Annotated in this window: 21 protein-coding genes; 15 read left to right on the top strand and 6 right to left on the bottom strand. The window is 68.0% G+C overall.

Going from position 1 to position 21,786, the window contains the following annotated elements; all coding sequences use genetic code 11:
* The first annotated feature begins 1 nt into the window (after position 1).
* From prmA to C7416_RS11905, 5 genes are all read left to right on the top strand, one after another.
* Positions 2-895, top strand: coding sequence for a 50S ribosomal protein L11 methyltransferase (prmA, locus tag C7416_RS11925; RefSeq protein ID WP_111519158.1), 894 nt, complete (start codon positions 2-4; stop codon positions 893-895).
* 9 nt (positions 896-904) lie between these two features.
* On the top strand, positions 905-2,332 hold the full coding sequence (locus C7416_RS11920; protein ID WP_111519508.1) for a DUF3426 domain-containing protein: 1,428 nt from the start codon (positions 905-907) through the stop codon (positions 2,330-2,332).
* Between the two features lie 98 nt (positions 2,333-2,430).
* Complete coding sequence (gene tpx / locus C7416_RS11915) at positions 2,431-2,931, top strand: thiol peroxidase (RefSeq protein ID WP_111519157.1); 501 nt, start codon at positions 2,431-2,433, stop codon at positions 2,929-2,931.
* 130 nt (positions 2,932-3,061) lie between these two features.
* Positions 3,062-4,009 (top strand): carbohydrate kinase family protein, encoded by a 948-nt coding sequence (locus tag C7416_RS11910; protein WP_111519156.1) that lies wholly within the window; start codon positions 3,062-3,064, stop codon positions 4,007-4,009.
* A 38-nt stretch (positions 4,010-4,047) separates the two neighbouring features.
* A complete protein-coding gene (locus tag C7416_RS11905; RefSeq protein ID WP_111519155.1) occupies positions 4,048-4,524 on the top strand; it encodes an outer membrane lipoprotein in 477 nt (158 codons plus the stop codon).
* Positions 4,525-4,794: 270 nt separating this feature from the next.
* Here C7416_RS11905 and C7416_RS11900 read toward each other — a convergent pair whose 3' ends face one another.
* Positions 4,795-5,376: a histone H1-like DNA-binding protein gene (locus C7416_RS11900; protein WP_111519154.1), complete on the bottom strand. Its 582-nt coding sequence runs from the start codon at positions 5,374-5,376 to the stop codon at positions 4,795-4,797.
* Positions 5,377-6,893: 1,517 nt separating this feature from the next.
* Between C7416_RS11900 and C7416_RS11885 the strand changes: the two genes are divergently transcribed.
* Positions 6,894-7,358: a DUF2147 domain-containing protein gene (locus C7416_RS11885; RefSeq protein WP_111519153.1), complete on the top strand. Its 465-nt coding sequence runs from the start codon at positions 6,894-6,896 to the stop codon at positions 7,356-7,358.
* A gap of 126 nt (positions 7,359-7,484) precedes the next feature.
* Here C7416_RS11885 and C7416_RS11880 read toward each other — a convergent pair whose 3' ends face one another.
* Both C7416_RS11880 and C7416_RS11875 read right to left on the bottom strand, forming a co-directional pair.
* Positions 7,485-9,593, bottom strand: a complete 2,109-nt coding sequence (locus tag C7416_RS11880; protein ID WP_111519152.1) for a TonB-dependent receptor — start codon at positions 9,591-9,593, stop codon at positions 7,485-7,487.
* A 178-nt stretch (positions 9,594-9,771) separates the two neighbouring features.
* Positions 9,772-10,644 (bottom strand): LysR family transcriptional regulator, encoded by an 873-nt coding sequence (locus C7416_RS11875; RefSeq protein ID WP_111519151.1) that lies wholly within the window; start codon positions 10,642-10,644, stop codon positions 9,772-9,774.
* A 131-nt stretch (positions 10,645-10,775) separates the two neighbouring features.
* On the opposite strand from C7416_RS11875, the gene C7416_RS11870 reads away from it, so the two are divergent.
* The 3 genes from C7416_RS11870 (at position 10,776) to C7416_RS11860 (ending at position 13,694) form a co-directional block, all read left to right on the top strand.
* Complete coding sequence (locus tag C7416_RS11870; protein WP_111519150.1) at positions 10,776-11,168, top strand: tautomerase family protein; 393 nt, start codon at positions 10,776-10,778, stop codon at positions 11,166-11,168.
* 200 nt (positions 11,169-11,368) lie between these two features.
* On the top strand, positions 11,369-12,760 hold the full coding sequence (locus C7416_RS11865; RefSeq protein WP_111519149.1) for a GntP family permease: 1,392 nt from the start codon (positions 11,369-11,371) through the stop codon (positions 12,758-12,760).
* Positions 12,761-12,860: 100 nt separating this feature from the next.
* Positions 12,861-13,694, top strand: coding sequence for an aldo/keto reductase (locus C7416_RS11860; RefSeq protein ID WP_111519148.1), 834 nt, complete (start codon positions 12,861-12,863; stop codon positions 13,692-13,694).
* A gap of 19 nt (positions 13,695-13,713) precedes the next feature.
* Here the strand turns inward: C7416_RS11860 and C7416_RS11855 are convergent, their stop codons facing one another.
* The gene (locus C7416_RS11855) at positions 13,714-14,127 is read right to left on the bottom strand and encodes a hypothetical protein (RefSeq protein WP_111519147.1); all 414 of its coding nucleotides are present in this window, start codon (positions 14,125-14,127) and stop codon (positions 13,714-13,716) included.
* 215 nt (positions 14,128-14,342) lie between these two features.
* On the opposite strand from C7416_RS11855, the gene C7416_RS11850 reads away from it, so the two are divergent.
* Both C7416_RS11850 and C7416_RS11845 read left to right on the top strand, forming a co-directional pair.
* The gene (locus C7416_RS11850; RefSeq protein ID WP_111519146.1) at positions 14,343-14,921 is read left to right on the top strand and encodes a BPSL1445 family SYLF domain-containing lipoprotein; all 579 of its coding nucleotides are present in this window, start codon (positions 14,343-14,345) and stop codon (positions 14,919-14,921) included.
* A gap of 109 nt (positions 14,922-15,030) precedes the next feature.
* Complete coding sequence (locus C7416_RS11845) at positions 15,031-15,930, top strand: recombination-associated protein RdgC (RefSeq protein WP_018006296.1); 900 nt, start codon at positions 15,031-15,033, stop codon at positions 15,928-15,930.
* A 54-nt stretch (positions 15,931-15,984) separates the two neighbouring features.
* On the opposite strand, the gene C7416_RS11840 is transcribed toward C7416_RS11845, so the two are convergent.
* Positions 15,985-16,428 (bottom strand): thioesterase family protein, encoded by a 444-nt coding sequence (locus C7416_RS11840; protein ID WP_018006295.1) that lies wholly within the window; start codon positions 16,426-16,428, stop codon positions 15,985-15,987.
* 299 nt (positions 16,429-16,727) lie between these two features.
* Between C7416_RS11840 and C7416_RS11835 the strand changes: the two genes are divergently transcribed.
* Positions 16,728-17,720, top strand: a complete 993-nt coding sequence (locus C7416_RS11835; protein ID WP_111519145.1) for a Bug family tripartite tricarboxylate transporter substrate binding protein — start codon at positions 16,728-16,730, stop codon at positions 17,718-17,720.
* Between the two features lie 24 nt (positions 17,721-17,744).
* Here the strand turns inward: C7416_RS11835 and C7416_RS11830 are convergent, their stop codons facing one another.
* Positions 17,745-18,644 carry a LysR family transcriptional regulator gene (locus C7416_RS11830; protein WP_111519144.1) on the bottom strand — a complete coding sequence of 300 codons (900 nt, stop codon included), beginning with the start codon at positions 18,642-18,644 and terminating at the stop codon, positions 17,745-17,747.
* Positions 18,645-18,889: 245 nt separating this feature from the next.
* Between C7416_RS11830 and C7416_RS11825 the strand changes: the two genes are divergently transcribed.
* From C7416_RS11825 to C7416_RS11815, 3 genes are read left to right on the top strand one after another with little or no spacing between them, the layout of a single operon-like run.
* Positions 18,890-19,888: a tripartite tricarboxylate transporter substrate binding protein gene (locus tag C7416_RS11825; RefSeq protein WP_111519143.1), complete on the top strand. Its 999-nt coding sequence runs from the start codon at positions 18,890-18,892 to the stop codon at positions 19,886-19,888.
* Positions 19,889-19,914: 26 nt separating this feature from the next.
* Positions 19,915-20,685, top strand: coding sequence for a class II aldolase/adducin family protein (locus tag C7416_RS11820; RefSeq protein WP_111519142.1), 771 nt, complete (start codon positions 19,915-19,917; stop codon positions 20,683-20,685).
* A 33-nt stretch (positions 20,686-20,718) separates the two neighbouring features.
* Positions 20,719-21,759, top strand: coding sequence for a TauD/TfdA family dioxygenase (locus tag C7416_RS11815; RefSeq protein ID WP_181461222.1), 1,041 nt, complete (start codon positions 20,719-20,721; stop codon positions 21,757-21,759).
* The last annotated feature ends 27 nt before the right edge of the window (positions 21,760-21,786 follow it).

Raw genomic sequence — 21,786 nt, 5'->3', positions numbered from 1 at the left:
CGTGGCATTTCAGGAATGTGTGATCGAAGTGGCGCAGGACCAGGCCGAAGCCTGGTCTGACGCCCTGTTCGACCTCGGCGCGCTGTCGGTCTCGGTGGAAGACGCCGACGCGGACACGCCCGACGAGCAGCCGCTCTTTGGCGAGCCCGGGCTGGAACCGAAGCAACTCGCGTGGAACCGCTCGCGCGTGGTCGCGCTGTTCGGCGACGACGCCGATCCGGCCGTGGTGGTGGCAGCGGCCGCCAACCAGCTCGGCATCGACCCGGTGCCGGCGTACCAGCTGCGCGCGGTCGAGGACCAGGACTGGGTGCGGCTGACGCAATCGCAGTTCGAGCCGATCCGCGTGGGCGAGCGCATCTGGGTGGTGCCGTCGTGGCACGACGCGCCCGAGCCCGACGCCGTGGTGCTGGAGCTCGATCCGGGCCTGGCCTTCGGCACCGGCAGCCATCCCACCACGCGGCTGTGCATGCAGTGGCTGGAGAAGAACCTGACCCCGGGCGAAACCGTGCTCGACTACGGCTGCGGCTCCGGCATCCTGGCAATCGTCGCGCGCAAGCTGGGCGCGGGCGACACGGTCGGCATCGACATCGACCCTAACGCGGTGGAGGCGTCGCGCTACAACGCCGAGCGCAACCGCGTCGAGGCCTCGTTCGCGCTGCCGGAATCGGTGTCCGACGCCAGCTACGACCTGGTGGTCGCCAATATCCTGTCCAACCCGCTCAAGCTGATGGCCGCCATGCTGAGCGCGCGCGTGCGCGCCGGCGGGCGGCTGGTGCTGTCTGGCGTGCTCGAGCGCCAGGCCGACGAAGTCGCCGCGGCCTACGCGCCCTGGCTGCCGCTGACGGTATGGCGCAGCGAGGAAGGCTGGGTCTGCCTGCACGGCACCCGTCCCTGATTGCGCCCGATGGCCGCCGTCAAGCTAGTCACGCGCTGCCCGGCCTGCCGCACCGCCTTCCGGCTGGTCGCCGACCAGTTGCGGCTGCGCCAGGGGCTGGTGCGTTGCGGCCAGTGCGAGACGGTGTTCGACGCACGCGAGCACCTGATCGAGATTCCGCTGCCGGCGGGCACCACCGCGGGCAGCGCCCCGACACAGAAACCGGCAGCGTCGGCCGCACCTGCCCCCGCTGCGGCTGAAACCACCGCGCCGCCCGCCTCATCACCCGCGGCACCCGCGCCGACCCCGGCTCCCGCTTTCACACCGACCATCGATCCCGGCTACGACGTGCCGGCGCTGGATGCGCCGACCATGCTGATGTCGTCGCCCGAGGACATGGCCGTGCCGCCGCAGGCCGGCATGGACGATGCCGAGATCGAACGCGCGCTGCGCGAAGCCAATGCAGCCGTCGCCGATCGCGATGCGCGCGACGCGCAGCGCCAGGCGCCAGGCCCGGTCGCCGAAGCGGCGCCGGCCCCGGCACCAGCACCGGCGGCACAGCCGCCCGCGCCGGCAGCCGCCTGGCCGGCGCTCGATCACGGCGCACTCGATAGCCCGGCCGGAAAAGCCGCGGCGCCGGCCCCCGGCGCCATCCCCAGCGCGAGCGAATTCCTGCGCGCGGCATCGGCCGATCAGGCATCCGAGTCGGCGCCGTGGCCGGATCAGACACAGCGCCCGGCCGACCAGACTGCGGCCGCCACGCCGCCGAACGCATTGCCGGCCCTCGGCGAGCAGGACGAAGCGCGCGCCGCCGGCCCCGACACCCTGGCCAGCGTCACCGGCGGCGCGGTCGCGCGCGAGCAGGCGACGCGCCGCTGGGTCCGCGCCGAAGCACCGGCCGGCCCGGTGTTCGCCCCCGATTTCCTGCGGCACGCGCGCGAGCGCGAACGTGAACGCCAGCCGCGCCGGCCCATTGCGGTGCCCCGCGCCGCGTGGCGCGCGGCAGCCGTGGTACTCGCCATCGCCGCGCTGTTGCAGCTTGCCTACCTGGGACGCAGCCAGCTCGCCGGGCACTTCCCGATGCTGCGCCCGGCACTCGAGGCGGCATGCGCGCCGCTGGGCTGCACCGTGCCGCCGTGGCGCGACATCGATGCACTGCGCATCGAGACCTCGCAGCTGCAGCGCCAGGATGAAGGCGGCGACACCTACCTGCTGGCCGTCACGCTGCGCAACCTGGGCCGCGCCAGCACCGCGCTGCCGGCGATCGAGCTGGTGATGACCGACCTGCAGGACCAGTTGCTGCTGCGCCGGGTGCTGCAGCCCGCGGAATACCTCGAGCCGTCGCAGCAGGCCTTTGCCGCGCAAGGGTTGCGCGCGGGCATGGAGCTGCCGGTTCGGGTACGATTCCGGACGCAGCAGGCGCCAGCCAACTATCGCGTGCTGATTTTTTATCCCTGAATTCCTGGCCCGCCGCCGGACCGAATCCGAGTCTGGCGGCGGGCCTTGCCCCCGCTCCGGACCACAACCGGAAATCCATCAGATATCAAGGAGTAGACATGAGCAACGTCACCCTCGGCGGCAACGCCATCGAAGTCGCAGGCAAGTTCCCGCAAGCCGGCGACAAGGCCCCCGCCTTCTCGCTGGTCGGCAAGGACCTGAAGGACGTCACGCTGGCCGACTTCGCCGGCAAGCGCAAGGTGCTGAACATCGTCCCGAGCCTGGATACGCCGGTGTGCCAGGCGTCCGCGCGCAAGTTCAACGAAGCCGCCAGCGGCCTGGCCAACACCGTGGTGCTGACCATCTCCGCCGACCTGCCGTTCGCCATGGGCCGCTTCTGCAGCGCCGAAGGCCTGGCCAACGTGGTGCCGCTGTCGACCATGCGCGGTGCCGAGTTCAAGGGCAACTACGGCGTCGACATCAAGACCGGCCCGCTCGCCGGCGTGACCGCGCGCGCCGTGGTGGTGCTGGACGAGAACGACACCGTCAAGTACAGCCAGCTGGTGCCCGAGATCAAGACCGAGCCCGACTACGACGCCGCCCTGGCCGCGCTGAAGTAACAGGCGGCGCGCCTGCGATGTCAGCGGCCGCCCGCGACCACGGGGCGGCCGCTTCTGTTTTGTGCGTTACTGCTTCTGCCCGCTAAGGGCGCCGATCCACCCGAACCCAAACCCGACACCTGGAGAGAGCATGGCCAGCCTGATCTGCGGCTCCGTCGCCTACGACACCATCATGACGTTCGACGGACGCTTCCGCGAACACATCCTGCCGGACCAGATCCACATGCTGAACGTCTCGTTCCTGGTGCCCGGCATGCGCCGCGAGTTCGGAGGCTGCGCCGGCAACATCGCCTACACGCTGAAGATGCTGGGCGGCGATCCGGTGGTGATGGCCACTGTCGGCATCGATGCCGAACCCTACCTGGAATACCTGCGCAAGCTGGAGATCCCCACCGGCCACATCCGCGTGCTGCCGGAGACCTTCACCGCGCAGGCCATGATCACCACCGACCTGGACAACAACCAGATCACCGCCTTCCACCCTGGCGCAATGAGCCAGTCGCAACTGAACCACGTCAAGGACGCGCTGGGCGGCGACAAGGCGCCGGGCCTGGGCATCGTCGCGCCCGACAGCCGCGAAGGAATGCTGCACCACGCGCGCCAGTTCGCCGAGGCCGGCGTGCCGTTCATCTTCGACCTGGGCCAGGCCATGCCGCTGTTCAACGGCGACGACCTGCGCGAGTTCGTTGAACTCGCCAGTTACGTGACAGTCAATGACTACGAGGCGCAGGTCCTGCTGTCGCGCACCGCGTGGACCAGCGCCGAGGTTGCCGCCAAGGTTCGTGCCTTCATCGTCACGCACGGCGAACGCGGCGCCAGCATCTTTGCCGATGGCCGCCAGTACGCGATCCCGGCCGTTGCGGCCGAGCGCATCGTCGACCCGACTGGTTGTGGCGACGCCTTCCGCGGCGGCCTGCTCTTCGGCATCGAAAACGGATTAGACTGGGAAACGACCGGCCGCCTGGCATCGCTGATGGGGTCGGTCAAGATCGCGCAGCAGGGTCCGCAGAACCACTGGTTGTCGCGCGAGGAAATCGGCAACCGGTTCCAGTCTGCATTCGGGTACCGCTACGCCTGAGCTGCGGCCGGCGCGTGGCGAATTTTTCGGGAACTGACATGAACCACAAGCTACGCGGCGGCGCGCTTGCCGTCCTGGGGGCCACCCTGGTTGCCACGCTGGCGTCCGGCTGCGCCACGCAATCCAATTCCAACAGCGTCTACGGCACCGGCCAGGCGCAGCGCGAGCAGACCGTGCGCTATGGCGTGGTCGAAGGCATCCGCGAGGTCACCATCCAGGGCAGCCAGAGCGGCGCCGGCACGCTGGCCGGCGGCGCCATCGGCGGCATCGCGGCCGGCAGCACCATCGGCGGCGGCAACGGCGCGGTGGCGGCCGGCATTCTCGGCGCGGTGCTGGGCGGCATCGCCGGCAGCGCGGCCGAGAACAAGATCAACCAGCGCCGCGCGCTCGAGATCACCGTGCGCCTGGACAACGGCGAGATGCGCGCGATCACGCAGGAGGCCGACGAAGCCTTCCGCCCCGGCGAACGGGTGCGGCTGCTGTCCTCCGGCGGCGTGACCCGCGTCACGCACTGACGGCCACGCAGGCCCTCACCCAAGGCGCTCCTCGGGCGCCGCGCCCGCCAGGGTGCGGCGCTTTTTCTTTGGCCGCTCCGGCGGCCTTGCCAGGCCCTGGCGCGGCCTGCGCGCGCCCATGAAAAAACCCGCCGGGCGGTTGCCATCGGCGGGTCGGCAAGACCAGGTGTCTTGCGGACCGGATACGCAGTATCCGGTCATGCAGGCACGACGCGCGTGCCGTTGTGGTTCCTTGCGGAACGGGTAGGATCCACGCCTTGGCGGCGCAGCTTACGGACGGTTGCCCGTCGGGAACGGCCAGGCAGCAGCCGGGTTCAGCGCGGTCTTGGCAGCCGAAGCGGGAGCAACGGCAGGGGCCGCGGCAGGCTTGGCGGCAGACTTCTTGGCAGCCGGCTTCTTGGCAGCAGCCTTCTTGGCGGCCGGCTTCTTCGCAGCAGCCTTCTTGGCCGGTGCAGCCTTCTTGGCAGCGGCCTTCTTGGCAGGCGCCTTCTTGGCAGCAGCCTTCTTGGCCGGTGCTGCCTTCTTGGCGGCAACCTTCTTCACTGCGGCCTTCTTGGCCGGTGCCTTCTTGGCGGCTGCCTTCTTGGCCGGTGCTGCCTTCTTGGCGGCGACCTTCTTCACTGCGGCCTTCTTGGCCGGTGCTGCCTTCTTGGCGGCTGCCTTCTTGGCCGGTGCGGCCTTCTTGGCGGCGACCTTCTTCACCGCGGCCTTCTTGGCCGGTGCCTTCTTGGCGGCTGCCTTCTTGGCGGCCGGTGCAGCCTTCTTGGCGGCGACCTTCTTCACAGCAGCCTTCTTGGCGGCCGGCTTGGCGGCCTTCTTAGCCGCCGGCTTTTTCTTTGCAGCAGTTGCCATGGATAACTCCTTCACTAGAGAGTGAATATCGAATGACCTAAGTTGGCGACCCGACCGACCCGAGGCGCGCCACAGCAGCGCGGCCCCAGTCGAGCGAGCGATTCATCGGCGTGCGGCCCGACCACTGCTGCACGCTAATGAATTCGGTTGCAGGGGCACCGCCCATGGCGGTGACTTGGCGGCCGGCGCGAGCCCGCAAGCGGGTCTCGGGCACATGCCGCGCCCTGGAATATTCGATCAGCCCGCACCGCCCGTTGAGCCGGCGCGCGGCCAGAAATGAGGAGATATCGGACAGCAGGCCTGCGGTGCGGGCTTGGCCTCGCGCACGGCAGGCGGCATTCATTCGGTGGTAGCGGGTCCAACCCGTCAATGGACCAAGGGAGACTGCACGCGTTTTAAGAAGCCGGTCGGGCCTGGTCTGCGTCAAAGTTCTCGTGCTCCTCAGCTACTACCTTCGTCATTGCATCGAAGCGCGCATCGCGCTTTTCGGTTCCATCTTGCTTCCTGCTTCGCTGCAATGAAGTGAGACTCTTGTCAAGGCGAATCATAATTCGTTTGCACGATGATGTTAAGAAAAAAGTGCAAAAAAACTTGCCTGCATGCATCGCTCCAACTAGTTCTCACGCGCGTCGTCACGAAGACGTTGCCGACGACATCGAAACGCGTCGCGCGCATGCCCCTGTCGAGACCCACCACGCGCACTCGCGCACGCTGCGCGATGCCCCTTCGCCGACCGCGCGCGCCGCAGCTTTTACACACCGTCGCGCGTAGCGATGACAAGCCGCGCAGCGTGCGCGCGACGACTGCGAACAGCGCTACCGAGTATCCTCGCACTTTCCGAAAAACCGCATGGACAAAGGCTTTGCGGGCGATGCACCGATACGCGAGCGGCGCGCGTCGAGCTGTGCGGCGGCACGCTTCGACACGCGCGCGACGCGATCACCGGCGCGCGCCCTGCATGCTTTACACACTCGGCCCGGTACACACGCGCGACGCCGTGCTCGATGTTCGACGACACCGGCGTCGACCACTGCGCGACACCATCGCCGAGCGCGCGCGAGAGTGATGCGTGCACGCAACGGTTTGCATCGACGCAACATCGGAAGGGCATCGCGAAGGCATCGCAAGGACATCGCGGCGGCATCGAAGCGTTGCGCTCGGGCCAAGGCGCGACGACAGCGAAGCATCGCGGCAACACTCCGTCAATCGCTGCGATGAGGTCGCGTCGTGCCGCGCGATGCGGAGCACGCGCGCCGCGCATTGCGGATGCGTTCGCGCCGTCGCGAAGGACGCGGCGAGGTGGCGCGCGGTGGGTCGTACGTCCGCTTAGAGGATTGCTTCAGCAGCCGTGCGCAGGCACGTTTTGCTGCGCCACAATAACCCGCAAACGCCCGCTGCATGCGGCCTGGCGGGAACCAGGCAAGCGCCGCGGAGCGGCGCGCGCGGGTCCGCGCCGGATTGCGGCGCGGCGGCTGCCCCAGTAGATTGGCGTCGCTACGGACCTCAAAGGAGACATCATGCGCAGCCCTTCCCTTATCGCCTGCACCGTGCGCGCCGCGGTGCTTGCCGCCACCCTGCTCGGCAGCGCCGCGGCGCTGGCGCAGGCCACGCCCACCGGCACGTGGAAGACCATCGACGACAACACCGGCAAGCCGCGCGGGCTGGTGGAGATCACCGAGAAGAACGGCGTCTACAGCGGACGCCTGCTCAAGAGCTTCGTCGACGGCGACGGCAAGCCGCGCGTCTGCGACAAGTGCGCCGACGCACGCAAGGACCAGCCGCTGATCGGCATGACCATCCTGTCCGGCCTGCGCAAGACCGGCGACAACGAGTGGAGCGGCGGCGAGATCCTCGATCCGGAAAACGGCAAGGTCTACAAGAGCAAGATGTCGCTCACCGAGGATGGCAACAAGCTCAACGTGCGCGGCTTCATCGGCATCAGCCTGATCGGACGCACCCAGACCTGGGAGCGGGAGCACTGAGCGCTGCCGGCACTCAGGGTTTCTCCGGGGCATGCGGTTGCGTGACCGGCAGAAGAAGAAACAGCAGGCGAAAAAAAAACCGGGCGGTGATGAACCGCCCGGTTTTTTTGTCCCCGATGCTGCGCTTTACATGCGGTAGCGCAGGGTAGCCATGACGCTGCGCGGAGCGCCCGGCATGTTCAGGTTGGCGTTGGAGCCGTGCGCCGAGACGATGTAGCCCTTGTCGAACAGGTTGTACACGTTCAGCTGGGCCTCGAAGGCACCGCGGCGGTACCAGGCCATCGCGTCGGCGGTGACATAGCCGGGCAGCGTCACGGTGTTCTGCGGGTCGGCATAGCGCGCGCCCACCAGGTTGGCGCCGAGGCCGACACCGAAGCCATGGCCCAGGTCCTTGGTCACCCACAGGTTGCCGGAGTGGCGCGGCGTGATGGTGGCGCGCTTGCCCTGCAGGGCTGCGCTGGACTTGGTGATGGTGGCATCCAGGTAGGCGTAGCCGGCCAGCATGCGCCAGCCGCTGCCGAGCTCGGCAGCGCCGGACAGCTCCACGCCGTCGGTGCGCTGCTCGCCGATCGGCAGCAGCGCCGTGTTGGTGGCGTTGGCGACCTTGATATTGCTGCGCTCCAGGCGGAACAGCGAGATCGTGGTGCTGGCCTTGCCGTTCAGCCAGTCGTACTTGGCGCCCACTTCCGTATTCCGGGTGCTCTCCGGGCCGAGATCGGCATTGTTGGCCGCCAGCGCAAAGGCCTCGCCCGACGGCTGGAACGACTTGCTCCACGACACGTAGTACGACTGGGTCTGGCTCGGCTGCCACACCAGGCCCGCACGCGGGCTCCAGGCGGAGTCGCTGCGCGACAGGTCGCGCTGGCCGGCGATGCGGTTTTTGGTCTCCTGCTGGAAGTTGTCGTAGCGCACCCCGACCAGCGCCTTCCACTGCTCGCTGAAGGTGATCATGTCCTGGGTGTAGAACGCCAGCGTGTCGAAGATGCCCAGGTTCGAGGTGGTCGGGTTGCCCGGCGCCAGGCGCGGCAGTACCGGCAGCACCGGGTTGAACAGGTTGAAGGTGCCCGGCACCGGCTTGGTGTTGTTGATCTGGTCCTTGTTCTGCTGGCCGATCTCCATGCCGTACAGGATCTCGTGCTTGGTGCCGAGGATGGTCGCCTTCTGGATCAGGTCGGTCTGGTTGAACCAGCCATGTTCCTCGCGGCGGACATTGCCGTGGTTCATGGTCAGGGTCTGCGCCGCTTCGTTGACCGCGGCGGTCAGCGTGTTGTTGCGGTCGAGCGAGTAGTGGTAGTAGCGCGTGGCGTTGCGGATCGACCAGTTCTCATTGAAGCGATGGTTGATGGTGGCAGTGCCGGAGAACACACGCGACTGCGAGTAGTCGGCGTCGCGCGCGTTGGCCGCGCCGTAGTAGCGCGACGCGGGCACGTCCACCGGCCGCCCGCGATACGCCGGGATGCCGAAGTCGGTCACGCGGCGATCTTCCAGGTAGTCGGCCTGGAACAGCACGGTGGTCTCGGGCGCGACGCGCAGCTCCAGCGACGGCGCGATCGCCGCGCGGTCCAGGAACTGCTGCGAGCGGTAGCTGTTGGCCTTCTCCACCGCGCCCGTGATACGGAACGCCGCGGCGCCGTCGGCGAACACGCGGCCGACGTCGGCTTCGGCGCGGCGGTCGGCCCACATGCCGTAGCTGAGCGCGAAGTCGGTGACGTCGATGCCCGGCTTCTTGGTCACGCGGTTGATCAGGCCACCCGACGAGCCGCGCCCGTACAGCACCGCGGCCGGTCCCTTGATGACCTCGACGCGGTCGACGTTGGACATGTCGCGGAAGTACAGCGCATCGTCGCGGATGCCGTCGACGAACTGGTCGGCGATGGCGGTGAAGCCGCGGATCGAGACCTGGTCGCGCTGGCCGTCGCCGTGCGAGAACGACACGCCCGGCACGTTCTTCAGCGCGTCCTGCATCGAGGTGGCGTGCTGGTCGCGCATGACCTCGGCGGTGACCACGTTGACGGTTTGCGGCACGTCGCGCAGCGGGGCCTCGGTCTTGGTCGCGCTGACCGCATTGGGCGGGTTGTAGCCCGCGCCCAGCTCACGGCTGACGTCCGCCTTGACGGTGACTTCCGGCAACTGCGCCGGCGTCGCAGCCGGTGCGGACTGTGCCCACACCAGCATCGGTTGAAATACGAAGCTCCCCGCCACCGCGGCACAAATCGGGTGAAGTTTTATTCTCATTGGCCTGTAATCGACTGTAATAATTTGGAAAAGCGGGCGAATTATCGATTACGGGATTGTCATGGTCAACGAGATTGCGAATTATTCCTATTCCCAATCAAGATATGTTGCTTTCAACACAACCACGGCCGCTTATGGCGGCCGATTTGTGATCCTTTTCTGACTTGGAGCAGCCTCGCTAGGCCAGTTGTGCCGCGAGCGCATCGCGCGCTTCCGCAATGAAGGCAGACTCGCCGCGACGCGCGGGCAGCAGGAAGAACTCCGCCTCCGGCAGCCGCGGCAACCCAAGCCGCGCGACGGTGGCGGCATCCAGCGGCGCCACGCCGGGCCCGATTGCCGATGCGTTGAGGCACGACACCCCCAGCCCCGCCGCCAGCGCCAGGTGCAGCCCCGCCACGCCGGACGCGGAGTGCGCGATCTCGAAGGGCACCCGCTTGCGCAGCAGCCGCTGCACCACGTACTGGTGCAGCGAGCAGGTATCGGGCAGCAGCACCAGGGGAAGGGTCGCGGGCAGGCTGTCGGCCTCGGCCGGCGCGGCCACCCAGGCGAGCGGCTCGCGCCGCAGCACCGTGCCGCGCGCGGCCGTCGCGCGCGTGCCCGGCAGCCGCATGCTGAGGCCGATGTCGAAGGTGTCGCGCTCGGCCGCGGCATCAATGGCCGCGCTCTTCATCACCGTCACGTGCAGGCGCAGATACGGATAGCGCTCGCGCAGGCGCCGCAGCATGCCGGCGATCTCGCCGGGGCGGAAATAGTCGGTCACCGCCAGGCGCAGCTCGCCTTCCAGCGCGTGGCCGCGCAGCTCCTGCAAAGCCAGTTCGTTCAGGTCCAGGATGCGCCGCGCGTGCGCCAGCAGCCGCTGTCCGGCCGGCGTCGGCTGCGCGCCATGGCGGCCGCGCGTCAGCAGCGGCACGCCGGCGCGCTCTTCCAGCTTGCGCAGCTGCTCGCTGACCGACGACTGCGACAGGAACAGCCGGGGCGCCGCGGCCGACAGGCTGCCGCTGTCGGCAACCATCACGAAGGTGCGCAACTGGTCGGTGTCGAATCCACGCATGGCAAGCCTCCGGGCAGGGGTGGAGTGATTTCGGCATAGCCGATGGAAGGCATCGGTTATTCCCGCTTTTCCGATACTACACCACGCCCTACCATGGCTTCACCAACCCGCTCAAACCCAAGGAGCCCGCCATGCCCCACATCGTCCTGCACCTGTCCGGCCAACCCGATGCCGACCTCACCCGCCGCAGCGCCAGGGCCATCGCCGACCTGACCGAGCGCGTGCTCGGCAAGCAGCGCGACGTGATCGCCGTGACGGTCCAGTACATCCCGCACGACAGCTGGATCATCGCCGACGCGCCGCTGTCCGAGCAGGGCCGCAACGCCTTCCACCTGGATATCAGCGTGACCGATGAAACCAACACCAAGGCAGAAAAATCCGAGTTCATCGCGGCCGTGTTCGAGACCATGTCCGGGCTGCTGGGCAAGCTGCATCCGGTCTCCTACGTCCACGTGATCGACGCCCGCGCCGCGGCCTATGGCTACGGCGGCCGCACGCAGGAGTATCGCCACCAGCACCGGTGAAGCCGGCCTTCTCCTTCCCGCCGGCGGCCGCACGGCCGCGGCCGCGGCCAGCCCCAAGGTTTCGCCGCCGGCCAAGCAGTGGCACAGTCGCCGGCTGATCCCTTTTCCTGACGCACAGAAAGAGACAACGCGCCACAAGCGCAGGCCCCCGCGCGGCAACGGACCGCACCTCAGGAGAAGGCAAACCTGAAGGAGATCCGATGTCGTTCCTGATCGTACTGGCAGCCCTTGCCTTTCTGATGTTCGCCGCCTACCGCGGCTACAGCGTGATCCTGTTCGCGCCGATCGCCGCGCTGGCGGCGGTGCTGCTGACCGACCCGTCGGCGGTGGCGCCGGTGTTCACCGGCATCTTCATGGAGAAGATGGTCGGCTTCGTGAAGCTGTATTTCCCCGTGTTCTTATTAGGCGCGGTATTCGGCAAGGTGGTCGAGCTGTCAGGCTTTTCCGAGTCCATCGTCGCGGCGGCGATCCGCTATATCGGACGTTCGCGCGCCAACGCGGTGATCGTCACGGTATGCGCGCTGCTGACCTATGGCGGCGTGTCGCTGTTCGTGGTGGTATTCGCGGTCTACCCGTTTGCCGCCGAGCTGTATCGCCAGAGCAACATCCCCAAGCGGCTGATGCCGGGCGCGATCGCGCTGGGCGCGTTCTCGTTCACCATGGATTCACTGCCGGGCACGCCGCAGATCCAGAACATCATCCCCACCAATTTCTTCAACACCACCTCGTGGGCCGCGCCGGCGCTGGGCGTGGCAGGCTCGGTGTTTATCCTGGTGGTGGGCCTGAGCTACCTGGAATGGCGCCGCCGCGCCGCCGCCGCGCGCGGCGAGGGCTATGGCACCAACCTGCGCAACGAGCCCGAGCGCAGCCAGGCCGGCAAGCTGCCGCATCCGCTGCTGGCACTGCTGCCGCTGGTGGTGGTGGGCGTGGCCAACTTCTGGCTGACGCGGATGATTCCGCTGTGGTACGGCGAATCTAACAGCGTGGCGCTGCCCGGCCTGGCCAGGCCGGTCGAGACCAAGATCGCCAGCGTCACCGCGATCTGGGCGGTGGAAGGCGCGCTGCTGCTGGGCATCGCCGTGGTGCTGGTGACCGCCTTCGGCGCCCTGCGCGAGCGCTTTGCCGAGGGCACCAAGGGCGCGGTCGGCGGGGCGCTGCTGGCGTCGATGAACACCGCGTCGGAATACGGCTTCGGCGGCGTCATTGCCGCGCTGCCGGGGTTCCTGGTAGTGAGCGACGCGCTGCGCGCCATCCCCAACCCGCTGGTCAATGCCGCGGTCTCGGTCAGCACGCTGGCCGGCATCACCGGCTCGGCCTCGGGCGGCATGAGCATTGCCCTGGCGGCGATGTCGGATGCCTTCATCGCCGGCGCGCAGGCGATGCAGATCCCGCTGGCGGTGCTGCACCGCGTGGTGTCGATGGCCAGCGGCGGCATGGACACCCTGCCTCATAACGGCGCCGTAATCACGCTGCTGGCGGTGACCGGCCTGACCCACCGCGAGTCCTACCGCGACATCTTCGCGGTCACGCTGATCAAGACCGCCGCGGTGTTCTTCGTCATCGCGCTGTATTTTCTGACCGGACTGGTGTGAAGCATTGCCGGCGCGCGCGGGTTGTACATTGCCGGTGTTGTTAACTAGTGTGGTTGGGTGCCACCGGGCGCCCGACCCCGGTCAAACTGGAAGCCAAGCGATGAAGCAAGTCACCCTGCCCGACGGCGAGCGCGTCCCGGCGCTCGGCATGGGCACATGGAATATGGGCGAGTCGCCCGCCGCGCGCGCGGAAGAGATTGCCACGCTGCGCCTGGGGCTGGACCTGGGCCTGCGCCTGATCGACACCGCCGAGATGTACGGCGAGGGCCAGTCCGAGGCCATGATCGGCGAAGCCATCGCCGGCCGGCGCGACCAGGCCTTCCTGGTCAGCAAGGTCTACCCGTTCAACGCCAGCCGGCGCGGCACCGTGCAGGCCTGCGAGCGCAGCCTGCAGCGGCTGGGCACCGACCGCATCGACCTGTATCTGCTGCACTGGCGCGGCGGGGTGCCGCTGGAAGAGACCGTGCAGGCCATGGAGGCGCTGCAGCGCGATGGCAAGATCCGCCACTGGGGCGTCAGCAACCTGGACCTGTCCGATATGCAGGAATTGTGGGACGCGCCGGGCGGCAGCCGCGTGGCCGCAAACCAGCTGCTGTACAACCTGGGGCGGCGCAGCATCGAGTGGGACCTGTTGCCGTGGCTGCGCCAGCGCGGCGTGCCGGTGATGGCCTATTCCCCGATCGAGCAGTCGCGCCTGCTGGGCCATCCCGGGCTCAAGCGCTTCGCGCGCGACCACGGCATGAGCGCGGCACAGGCGGCGCTGGCGTGGCTGCTGGCGCAGGACGGCGTCATCGCCATCCCCAAGACCAGCCGGCGCGAGCGCCTGCAGGAAAACCTGGAGGCCCTGTCGAAGACGCTGTCGCCGGCGCAGCTCGCCGAGATCGATCGTATCTTTCCGCCGCCCGACGGCCCGGCGCCGCTGGAAATGCTCTGACGCGACCGCGGGCCCGCCGTCAGTTCTGGCGGGCCAGGTAGCGCTCGCGCTCGACGTAGCGCACCAGGTAATTGCGCGCCTTGTCGCGGGTGTCGCTGGTCACGCGCGCCGCTGCCTGGCGCGCGCTGCTCTTGCCGTGCGACGACGACATCTGTGCATCGAGATAACTGCGGAACGACTGGTGCATCGCGTCCAGTTCCGGCTGGCATGCGGACAGCGCCAGGTCGGCCACATCTTTGGACTGGCCCTTGGCCGACAGGTTGTCGTTGGCCTTCTTCTGCGTGCAATCCATGTATTTGGCGCGCAGCGCCTGCCATTCGCTGCCGGTGTCGGCCGCCGGAGCCGATGCCGCGGCGTCAGTGGAAGCCCCCGGAGGCTGGGAGGCGCAGGCGGCCAGCAGAAGCAGCGGCAAGGCAGTGAGAAGTTTCTTCATGACTCATCAAGATGCGGTGACGGCGCAGCGGCGGTCACATGGCAGCCATAAGCCAGCCATGGGACGTACCGGGCGCAAGGCCCATTATTCTTGCCGCGAACGCCCGTCTTGCACCACCTTCGTCACAAATGGAAACGACTCGTTGGCCTGAATCATTTGCCCGGGTGATTTCGGCGCCTATGCTTCAAAGGCGACAACAACACCAAGGAGACGAGATGAAACGTCGAACCTTCCTTTCGGCCAGCGCGGGTCTGGCCCTCGGCACGCTGGCCACCGGCGCGTGCACCACCACCAAGCCCGACGCGCCAGCCGACAAGGCCGCGCGCCGGCGCGAACTGGATTCCGGCGCGGACGCCACGCTGTCGCGCCTGTACAGCTCGGTCAACGGTTCGCGCGAGCTGGGCAGCCGCGCGCGCGGCATCCTGGTGTTCCCGAAGACCCTGTCGGCGGGCTTTATCGTCGGCGGCGAGTATGGCGACGGCGCACTGCGCTCGGGTGGCGGCACGCGCGGCTATTACCGGCTGGTCTCCGGCTCGGTCGGCTGGCAGATCGGGGCGCAGTCCAAGGCCGTGATCCTGATGTTCATGACGCAGGACGCCTACGACAAGTTCGTGCGCAGCAGCGGCTGGACCGCGGGCGTGGATGCCACTGTGGCGCTGGCCACCGTTGGCGCAAACGGCGTGCTCGACACCAACACCGCCCAGCAGCCCATCGTCGGCTTCGTGCTGACCAATGCCGGCCTGATGGCGGGCCTGAGCTTCGAGGGCAGCAAGATCACCCGGCTCGACCTGTAAAGCGGGGCTTGCGGTCATCCGCCGCGCGGCCCATGTGCCGTGCGGCGGCCCACTTTTTCGTGGCCGGGCGCCGCGAGCGGATAGAATTCGTCCCTTTGGCCGAATTCCCATGTGGTTCAAGAATCTGCAGGTCCATCGTTTCTCCGCCCCGTGGTCGCCCAGCGCCGACGAGGTCGAAGCCAGCCTGGCTAAGCACGCCTTCTTTCCCGGCACCAGCCTCGAGATGCAGACGCAGGGCTGGGCCTCGCCGCGTGACAACGGCCAGCTGGTCCACACCGTCGGCCGCCAGATGCTGCTGACGCTGCGCACCGAAAAGAAGCTGCTGCCCACCACCGTGGTCAACCAGGTCACGCGCGCCCGCGCCGCCGAGATCGAAGAGCAGCAAGGCTACAAGCCGGGCCGCAAGCAAATGAAGGAACTGAAGGAGCAGGTCACCGAAGAGCTGCTGCCGCGCGCCTTCAGCATCCGTCGCGACACGCGCGTGTGGATCGATCCTGACAACGGCTGGCTCGCCATCGATGCCGCCGCAGCGGCCAAGGCCGATGAAGTGCGCGGCATGCTGTTCAAGGCGCTGGACCCGCTGCCGCTGATCAACCTGCACGTCAACCAGTCGCCGGTGGCGGCCATGACCGAATGGCTGGCCGGCGATGCGGCGCCCGCCGGCTTTACCGTCGACCAGGAAATCGAGCTGCAGTCCGGCGCCGAAAGCAAGGCCACGGTCCGCTACGTGCGCCACCCGCTCGACCCCGAAGACCTGCGCCGCCATATCGCCGCAGGCAAGCGCTGCACGCGCCTGGCGATGACCTGGAACGACCGCGTCTCGTTCGTGCTGACCGACGGGCTGGTGGTCAAGAAAGTCGCGCCGCTCGACGTGATCAAGGAACAGGCCGACGGCACCGCGCACGATGAAGACGAGCGCTTCGACGCGGACTTCACCATGATGGCGGGCGAGCTGTCCGGCATGCTGGTCGACCTGACCGAAGCATTGGGCGGCGAGCGCAAGGCCTGAGCCGGCTCCTTCTAAAACACGTGGCGCTGCCCCCGGACCGCGCCACGCCGGCGGCTATTCCACCCAGTTCACCTTCGGGAAGCGCCCGGCGAATCCCGCCGGCATCGCCACCACGCGTTTGGCCACGTAGTCGAAGAAGACAAAGCCCGACTTGGCCATCGCGATCAGCGCGCCATCGGCCGGCCGCGTAATGCGGAAGATGATGTCGCCGCCGTACTTGTTGAAGTCCATCACGCCGACCTCGAACAGCAGCTGGTCGCGCGCATGGGCCTCGTTGCGGTACATCGTCGCCAGGTCGGTGACGATGATGCCGACGCCTTCCTCGCGCACATCCTCGCTGCCGAATTCGAACAGGAACCGCGCCCGCGCCTCCGAAATCATTGAGATCATCGAATCATTGGCAAGGTGGTTGGCCGAATTGATGTCCGTCACGCGCACAGTGAGGTGCGTGGCGTAGCAAAGCTGGTCGGCGGGCAGGTCGAGTTTCAGGCGGGCCATGAGGGTTCAAGCAGGAAATGGATCAAGCGCCGCACGGACCGGACTGGACTGAACGCGCCCGCAGCGGCGGCGCCATCATAAGCGATGCCGCGGTTCGGATTGCGGCGCGGCCCGCATCCAGCATCCCCTCCTGTGCAAACCCGATCCGGGTAAGTACTCCCCACCGTTTTCGTCCATCCCGCCGATGCCGCGACGCATCGCGGCCTCGTACGCTGCGCCTTGCCGTGGCCCACCGGCGCACCGATCCACCTACGCCAGGGCCGCCTGCCGACACGACGTCAATCACTGGAGGAAACACCATGAAAGCCGACCGCCGCAAGGCCCTGCACTGGCTGGGAGCCGGATCCCTGGCCGCCGCCGCTTCAACCCTGGGCATCGGTCCGGCCCGGGCCCAGCAGTCATGGCCGGCGCGTCCGGTGCGGCTGGTCGTGCCCTACCCGCCCGGCGGTGCCACCGACGTGCTGGCGCGCGCGTTGGGCGACCCGCTGGGCAAGCTGTGGCAGCGCCCGGTGATCGTCGAGAACCGTCCCGGCGTGGGCGGCATGATCGGCGCCGACGTGGTCGCCAAGGCGCAGCCGGACGGCTACACGCTGCTGCTCGGCCTGCCCAGCCTGGTGCAGACGCCCTATATGGTGGCCAAGCCGCCGTTCGACCCGCTGCGCGACCTGACCGCGATCGGCCAGCTGTGCACCTCCAGCCTGGTGCTGACCGCCAGCAGCGCCATGCCGCGCACGCTGCCGCAAATGGTGGCCCAGGCCAAGTCCCAGCCGGACAAGTTCTCTTATGGCACCTATGGCATCGGCACCGGCGCGCACCTCTACATGCAGGTGTTCCTGAAGAATGCCGGCGCCCAACTGGTCCACGTGCCGTACAAGGGCGAAGCGCCGATCGCCACCGACCTGATCGGCGGCCAGATCTCGCTGGGCACGCTGTCGCCGATGACGGTGCGCCAGCATGCGCGCACCGGCAAGCTGCAGCCGCTGGCAGTGACCGGCAACACCCGCGCACCGATGCTGCCCGACGTGCCCACCTTCCAGGAACTCGGCTACAAGGGCCTGGACGGCCCGGCATGGCTGGGCCTGTTCACCACCGCCGGCACGCCGCAGGCCATCGTCGACAAGATCTCGGCCGACGTGGAAACGGTGATGGCTGCGCCCGACATCCGCCAGCGGCTGGGCGACCTGGGACTGATCGTCAAGACCACGCAGCCGGCGGCCTTCGCGGCGACGACGCGCGCCGACCAGGCGTACTGGGGCAATGTGATCAAGGAAAACAATATTCGGCTGGATTGAGGTTTTGTGCCAACCGGCATCGATTCAGATGCCGGCTTCCCTGCACCAGCGCACCAGCGCATCGCGGAAGTCGCGGCACAGCGGCGACAGGTAGGCGCTGGTCCGCCAGAACACGGCCAGCTCATACTGCCAGCACATGCCCTCGCCCTCGATGGCTTGCAGCCCCTGCCCCACCGCCTGCCCCAGCAGGCGCTGCGGCATGATGCCGAGCAGGTCGGTGTTGCGCAGCAGGTCGGCAAACGACACCGATGAACTGGTGCTTTCAACGGTCACGCGCGGCGGCGGCAGACCGCGGCTGGTGAAACGCCCCTCGAAGCCGCTGCGCACATAAAGCGAGGTGGCGGGCGCCACCCAATGCTCGTCCACCAAGTCTGCCAGCGAGCGGAAGCGCGCGCGTCGCGGATGCTCCGCCCGCGCCACCACTTGCAGCGTCAGGGCCCCCAGCGGCAAATACTGGACGCCCTCGGCGGTACCGTCAGGCAGCGCGGCACAGACCAGGTCCACTTCGCCATCCTGCAGCGCGGCCATCAGTTGCGGACTAAGGTGGGTGGCGATCGAAAACCGGGCCAGCGGCCGGCTAACCAGGAATTGCTCGAGCAGCGGCGAGAACAGCGATGGCACCACGTGCGGCAACGTCGCCACGCGCACCTGGCCGACGCGCGCGTGGCGCTCGTCGTTGATCTCGCTTTCCATGTCGTCGTGGGCCAGCACGATGCGCCGTGCGTGCGTCAGCAGCTTGTGGCCAACCGGTGTCAGCATCACGCCGCGCGGCATGCGCTCGAACAGCTGCATTCCCGCTTCAGCTTCCAGCCTTGCCAATACCTTGGACAGCGACGACTGGGTCAGCCCCAGCGTGCCTGCGGCCTTGTGCAGGTTGCCGTGCTCGGCCACTGCCAGGAACAGTCGGAGGTCTTCGGTTTTCATGGCGTTCCAGTAACAGGCCGGGGTTGCGCGATGTTGCCGGTCCGGCGAAGGCCATTCTAGTGCGCGATTCCAGTTCGGAATCGCTTTACCGGGTGCCGGCATCGCTGCACCCGGGCAGGCGCCATAGACTTTTCCGCAGGCAGCACAGGACGGCAATCCTGCACAGCCCGGACACACGGGACACCTTGCACGCATCCGGGTACAGCCGAGCGCGCGCGCTGCCACCGACCAGACCAGGAGACCTCATGCCCCCGACTTTCGACGCCCGCCGCCGCACCTTGCTGAAGGTCATGCCAGCGGCGGCTCTCGCCCCCGCCATGGCCGGGCTCGCCCTACCCGCCACCGCGCGCGCCCAGGCCTGGCCCACGCGCCCCATCACCCTGATCGTGCCATTCACCGCCGGCGGCGCCACCGACGTGCAGATGCGCGCGCTGTGCCTGGCGGCCTCGAAGACGCTTGGCCAGCCCATCGTGATCCAGAACCAGCCCGGCGTGAGCGGCACGCTAGGGCCTGCCGCGATGGCGCGCAGCGCGGCACGCGACGGCTACACGCTGGCGCTGATCACGCCGGCGCTGTTTCGCCTGCCCCACCTTCAGCCGGTGAGCTATGACGCCCTGAAAGACTTCACCTACATCATCGGCCTGACCAGCTATGTCTACGGCATCTCCGTGCCGGCCGGTTCGCCGTGGAAGCGCTTCGGCGACTTCATCGAATCTGCGCGCGCGAACCCGGGCAAGCTCAATGTGGCTGCCGTCGGTACCGGCTCGCTCGGCCAGATCACCGTGCGCCGGCTCGAGCAGCAGGCCGGCATCCGGCTCAACTTCATCCCGTTCAAGGGCGGTGCCGATGCGCTCTCGGCGCTGCTGGGCGGCCATGTCGACGTGATGATCGAAGCCGGCTGGGGTGCCATGGCCGAAGCCGGCAAGGTGCGCCTGCTGGCCGTGGCCGAGCCGCAGCGCCTGAAGCGCTGGCAGGCCGTGCCCACCTTGCGCGAGCTGGGCTACGACATCACCGTGCAGTCGGAAATCGGCATCGCCGGCCCGCGTGCGCTGGACCCTACGGTAGTCGCCACGCTGCACGACGCGTTCCGCCAGGCCACGTCGGACCCCGCCTACGTGCGCGCGCTGGAAGCCGAATCGATGCCCAACCGCTATATGAATACCGCCGACTACCAGCACTACGCCGCGTCGCAGTTCGCCAGCGACAAGCGCCTGGTGGCCGAACTCGGCATCCGGCTGGACTGAGCCCATGCCCGCGCAGGAGCCACGACATGAACGACACTGATCCGATCCGCCCCGCCGGCATCGCGCAGGCCGAGTGGGCCACCCGCATCGAGCTGGCGGCGCTGTATCGCGCAATCCACCGGTACGGCATGACCGACCTGATCTACAACCACATCACCGCGCGCGTGCCGGACGAGCCTGAGCACATCCTGCTGAATCCCTACGGGCTGCTGTACCACGAGGTGACCGCCTCCAGCCTGTACAAGATTCACCTGAACGGCGACATCGTCTACCGGCCCGACGGCGACCCCGGCGAACTGGGGCTGAACCCCGCGGCCTATGTGATCCACACCGCCGTGCATGCCGCGCGCCATGACGCGCTGTGCGTGCTGCACACCCATACACGGGCGTCGTCGGCGGTGTCGGCGATGGCCTGTGGACTGCTGCCGGTATCGCAGCATGCGCACATGTTCTACGGACGCATTGCCTACCACGATTTTTCCGGCCCGGTGGTCGACCTCGCGCAGCAGGGCCAGCTGGTGCACGACCTGGGCCCGCACCACGCGATGATCCTGCGCAACCACGGCCTGCTGGTTTGCGGCCGCACCATCGCCGAAGCCTTCTTCAACATCTACTGGCTGGAAACCGCCTGCAAGATCCAGGTCGATGCCATGGCCGGCGGCGAGCTGGTGATGCCATCGCAGGCGTCGCTGGAAGCCAGCCGCAAGGCCTTCGGCCGCATCGCCATCCGCGGCGACCGCGAATGGGCCGCGGTGCGGCGCGAACTGGACCGCATCGATCCTTCCTACCGGGCCTGAGCCCGGGCGACCGACTACCGAATGGAGACAACGATGACCCAAGCCATCCCCACCGCCGATGCCGCAACCTTTGCGGTGACAGTACCCGACCTTGGCCCGGACGTGCGCTGCCACGTGCTGCAGCCCGGCCGCCCGCCGCTGTTCATCGAACCCGCCGGCGCGGCGTTGCGCGAGCGCGCGCGCTTTCGCGAGTGGACGCGAGCGGCACGCCCGGTGCTGGACGCGCTGATCCTGGAGCACGGTGGCATCGTGCTGCGCGGCTTCCCCACCGTCGGCACCGAGGACTTCGCCGCTTTCATCGAACAGTTTCCCGCCTTTGACGGCGGCTACGCCGGCGGCCGCGCCCCGCGCGAAACCATCAGCGGCCGCGTGATGGAAGCCACGCGGCTGTCGGCCAGCGTGCGTCTGGCGGTGCATTCCGAAATGGCCTACCGCCGCGACTACCCTCGCCGCATCGCCTTTTTCTCGCGCAAGACCGCCGAGGTGGGCGGCGAGACCCTGATCGCCGACGTGCGTCACCTGGCCGAGCGCATGGATCCGGAACTGGCCGGCAAGATCGCCGCGCTGGGGTCCCGCACCGCGATCAACTTCGGCCCGCGGCGCGATGCGGACGATGCCTCTTACGCGCATATGGACGAACGCGGCTGGAACCAGTCGTTCCATACCGAAGACCCGGCCGAGGTGAACCGCTTGTGCGCCGAGCGCGGGCTGGAGCCGGCTTGGCATGACGACGGCAGCCTGACCGTGTTCAATGTGCTGGAACCGTTCGTGGTGCATCCGCAGACCGGGCGCAAGCTGTACCGCTCGATCCTGCATATGCAGCCGCAGGTCGAGCATCCCGAGCAAGAGCTGGAACGGCGCCAGCGCCAGAAGTACCCCACCGGCGCCACGCTGGGTAATGGTGAAGCGCTGACCGAGGCCGAGCGCGCTCATATCAACCAGCTTTGCGAACAGACCACCTATAGCTGGCCCTGGCGCGACGGCGACGTGATGGTGCTGGACAACCTGCAGGTCTGGCACGGCCGCAACCCTTACCAGGGCACGCGCGACGTCCAGGTGGCGCTGCTGGATTGAGGCGTAGCGGCGCGGGCGGAACATCGT

The sequence above is a fragment of the Cupriavidus phytorum genome, assembly GCF_003254285.1.
GTDB lineage: Bacteria > Pseudomonadota > Gammaproteobacteria > Burkholderiales > Burkholderiaceae > Cupriavidus > Cupriavidus phytorum.
Note: the sequence above shows the minus strand (reverse complement) of the source record. Positions and strands in the feature narration are given on the sequence as shown.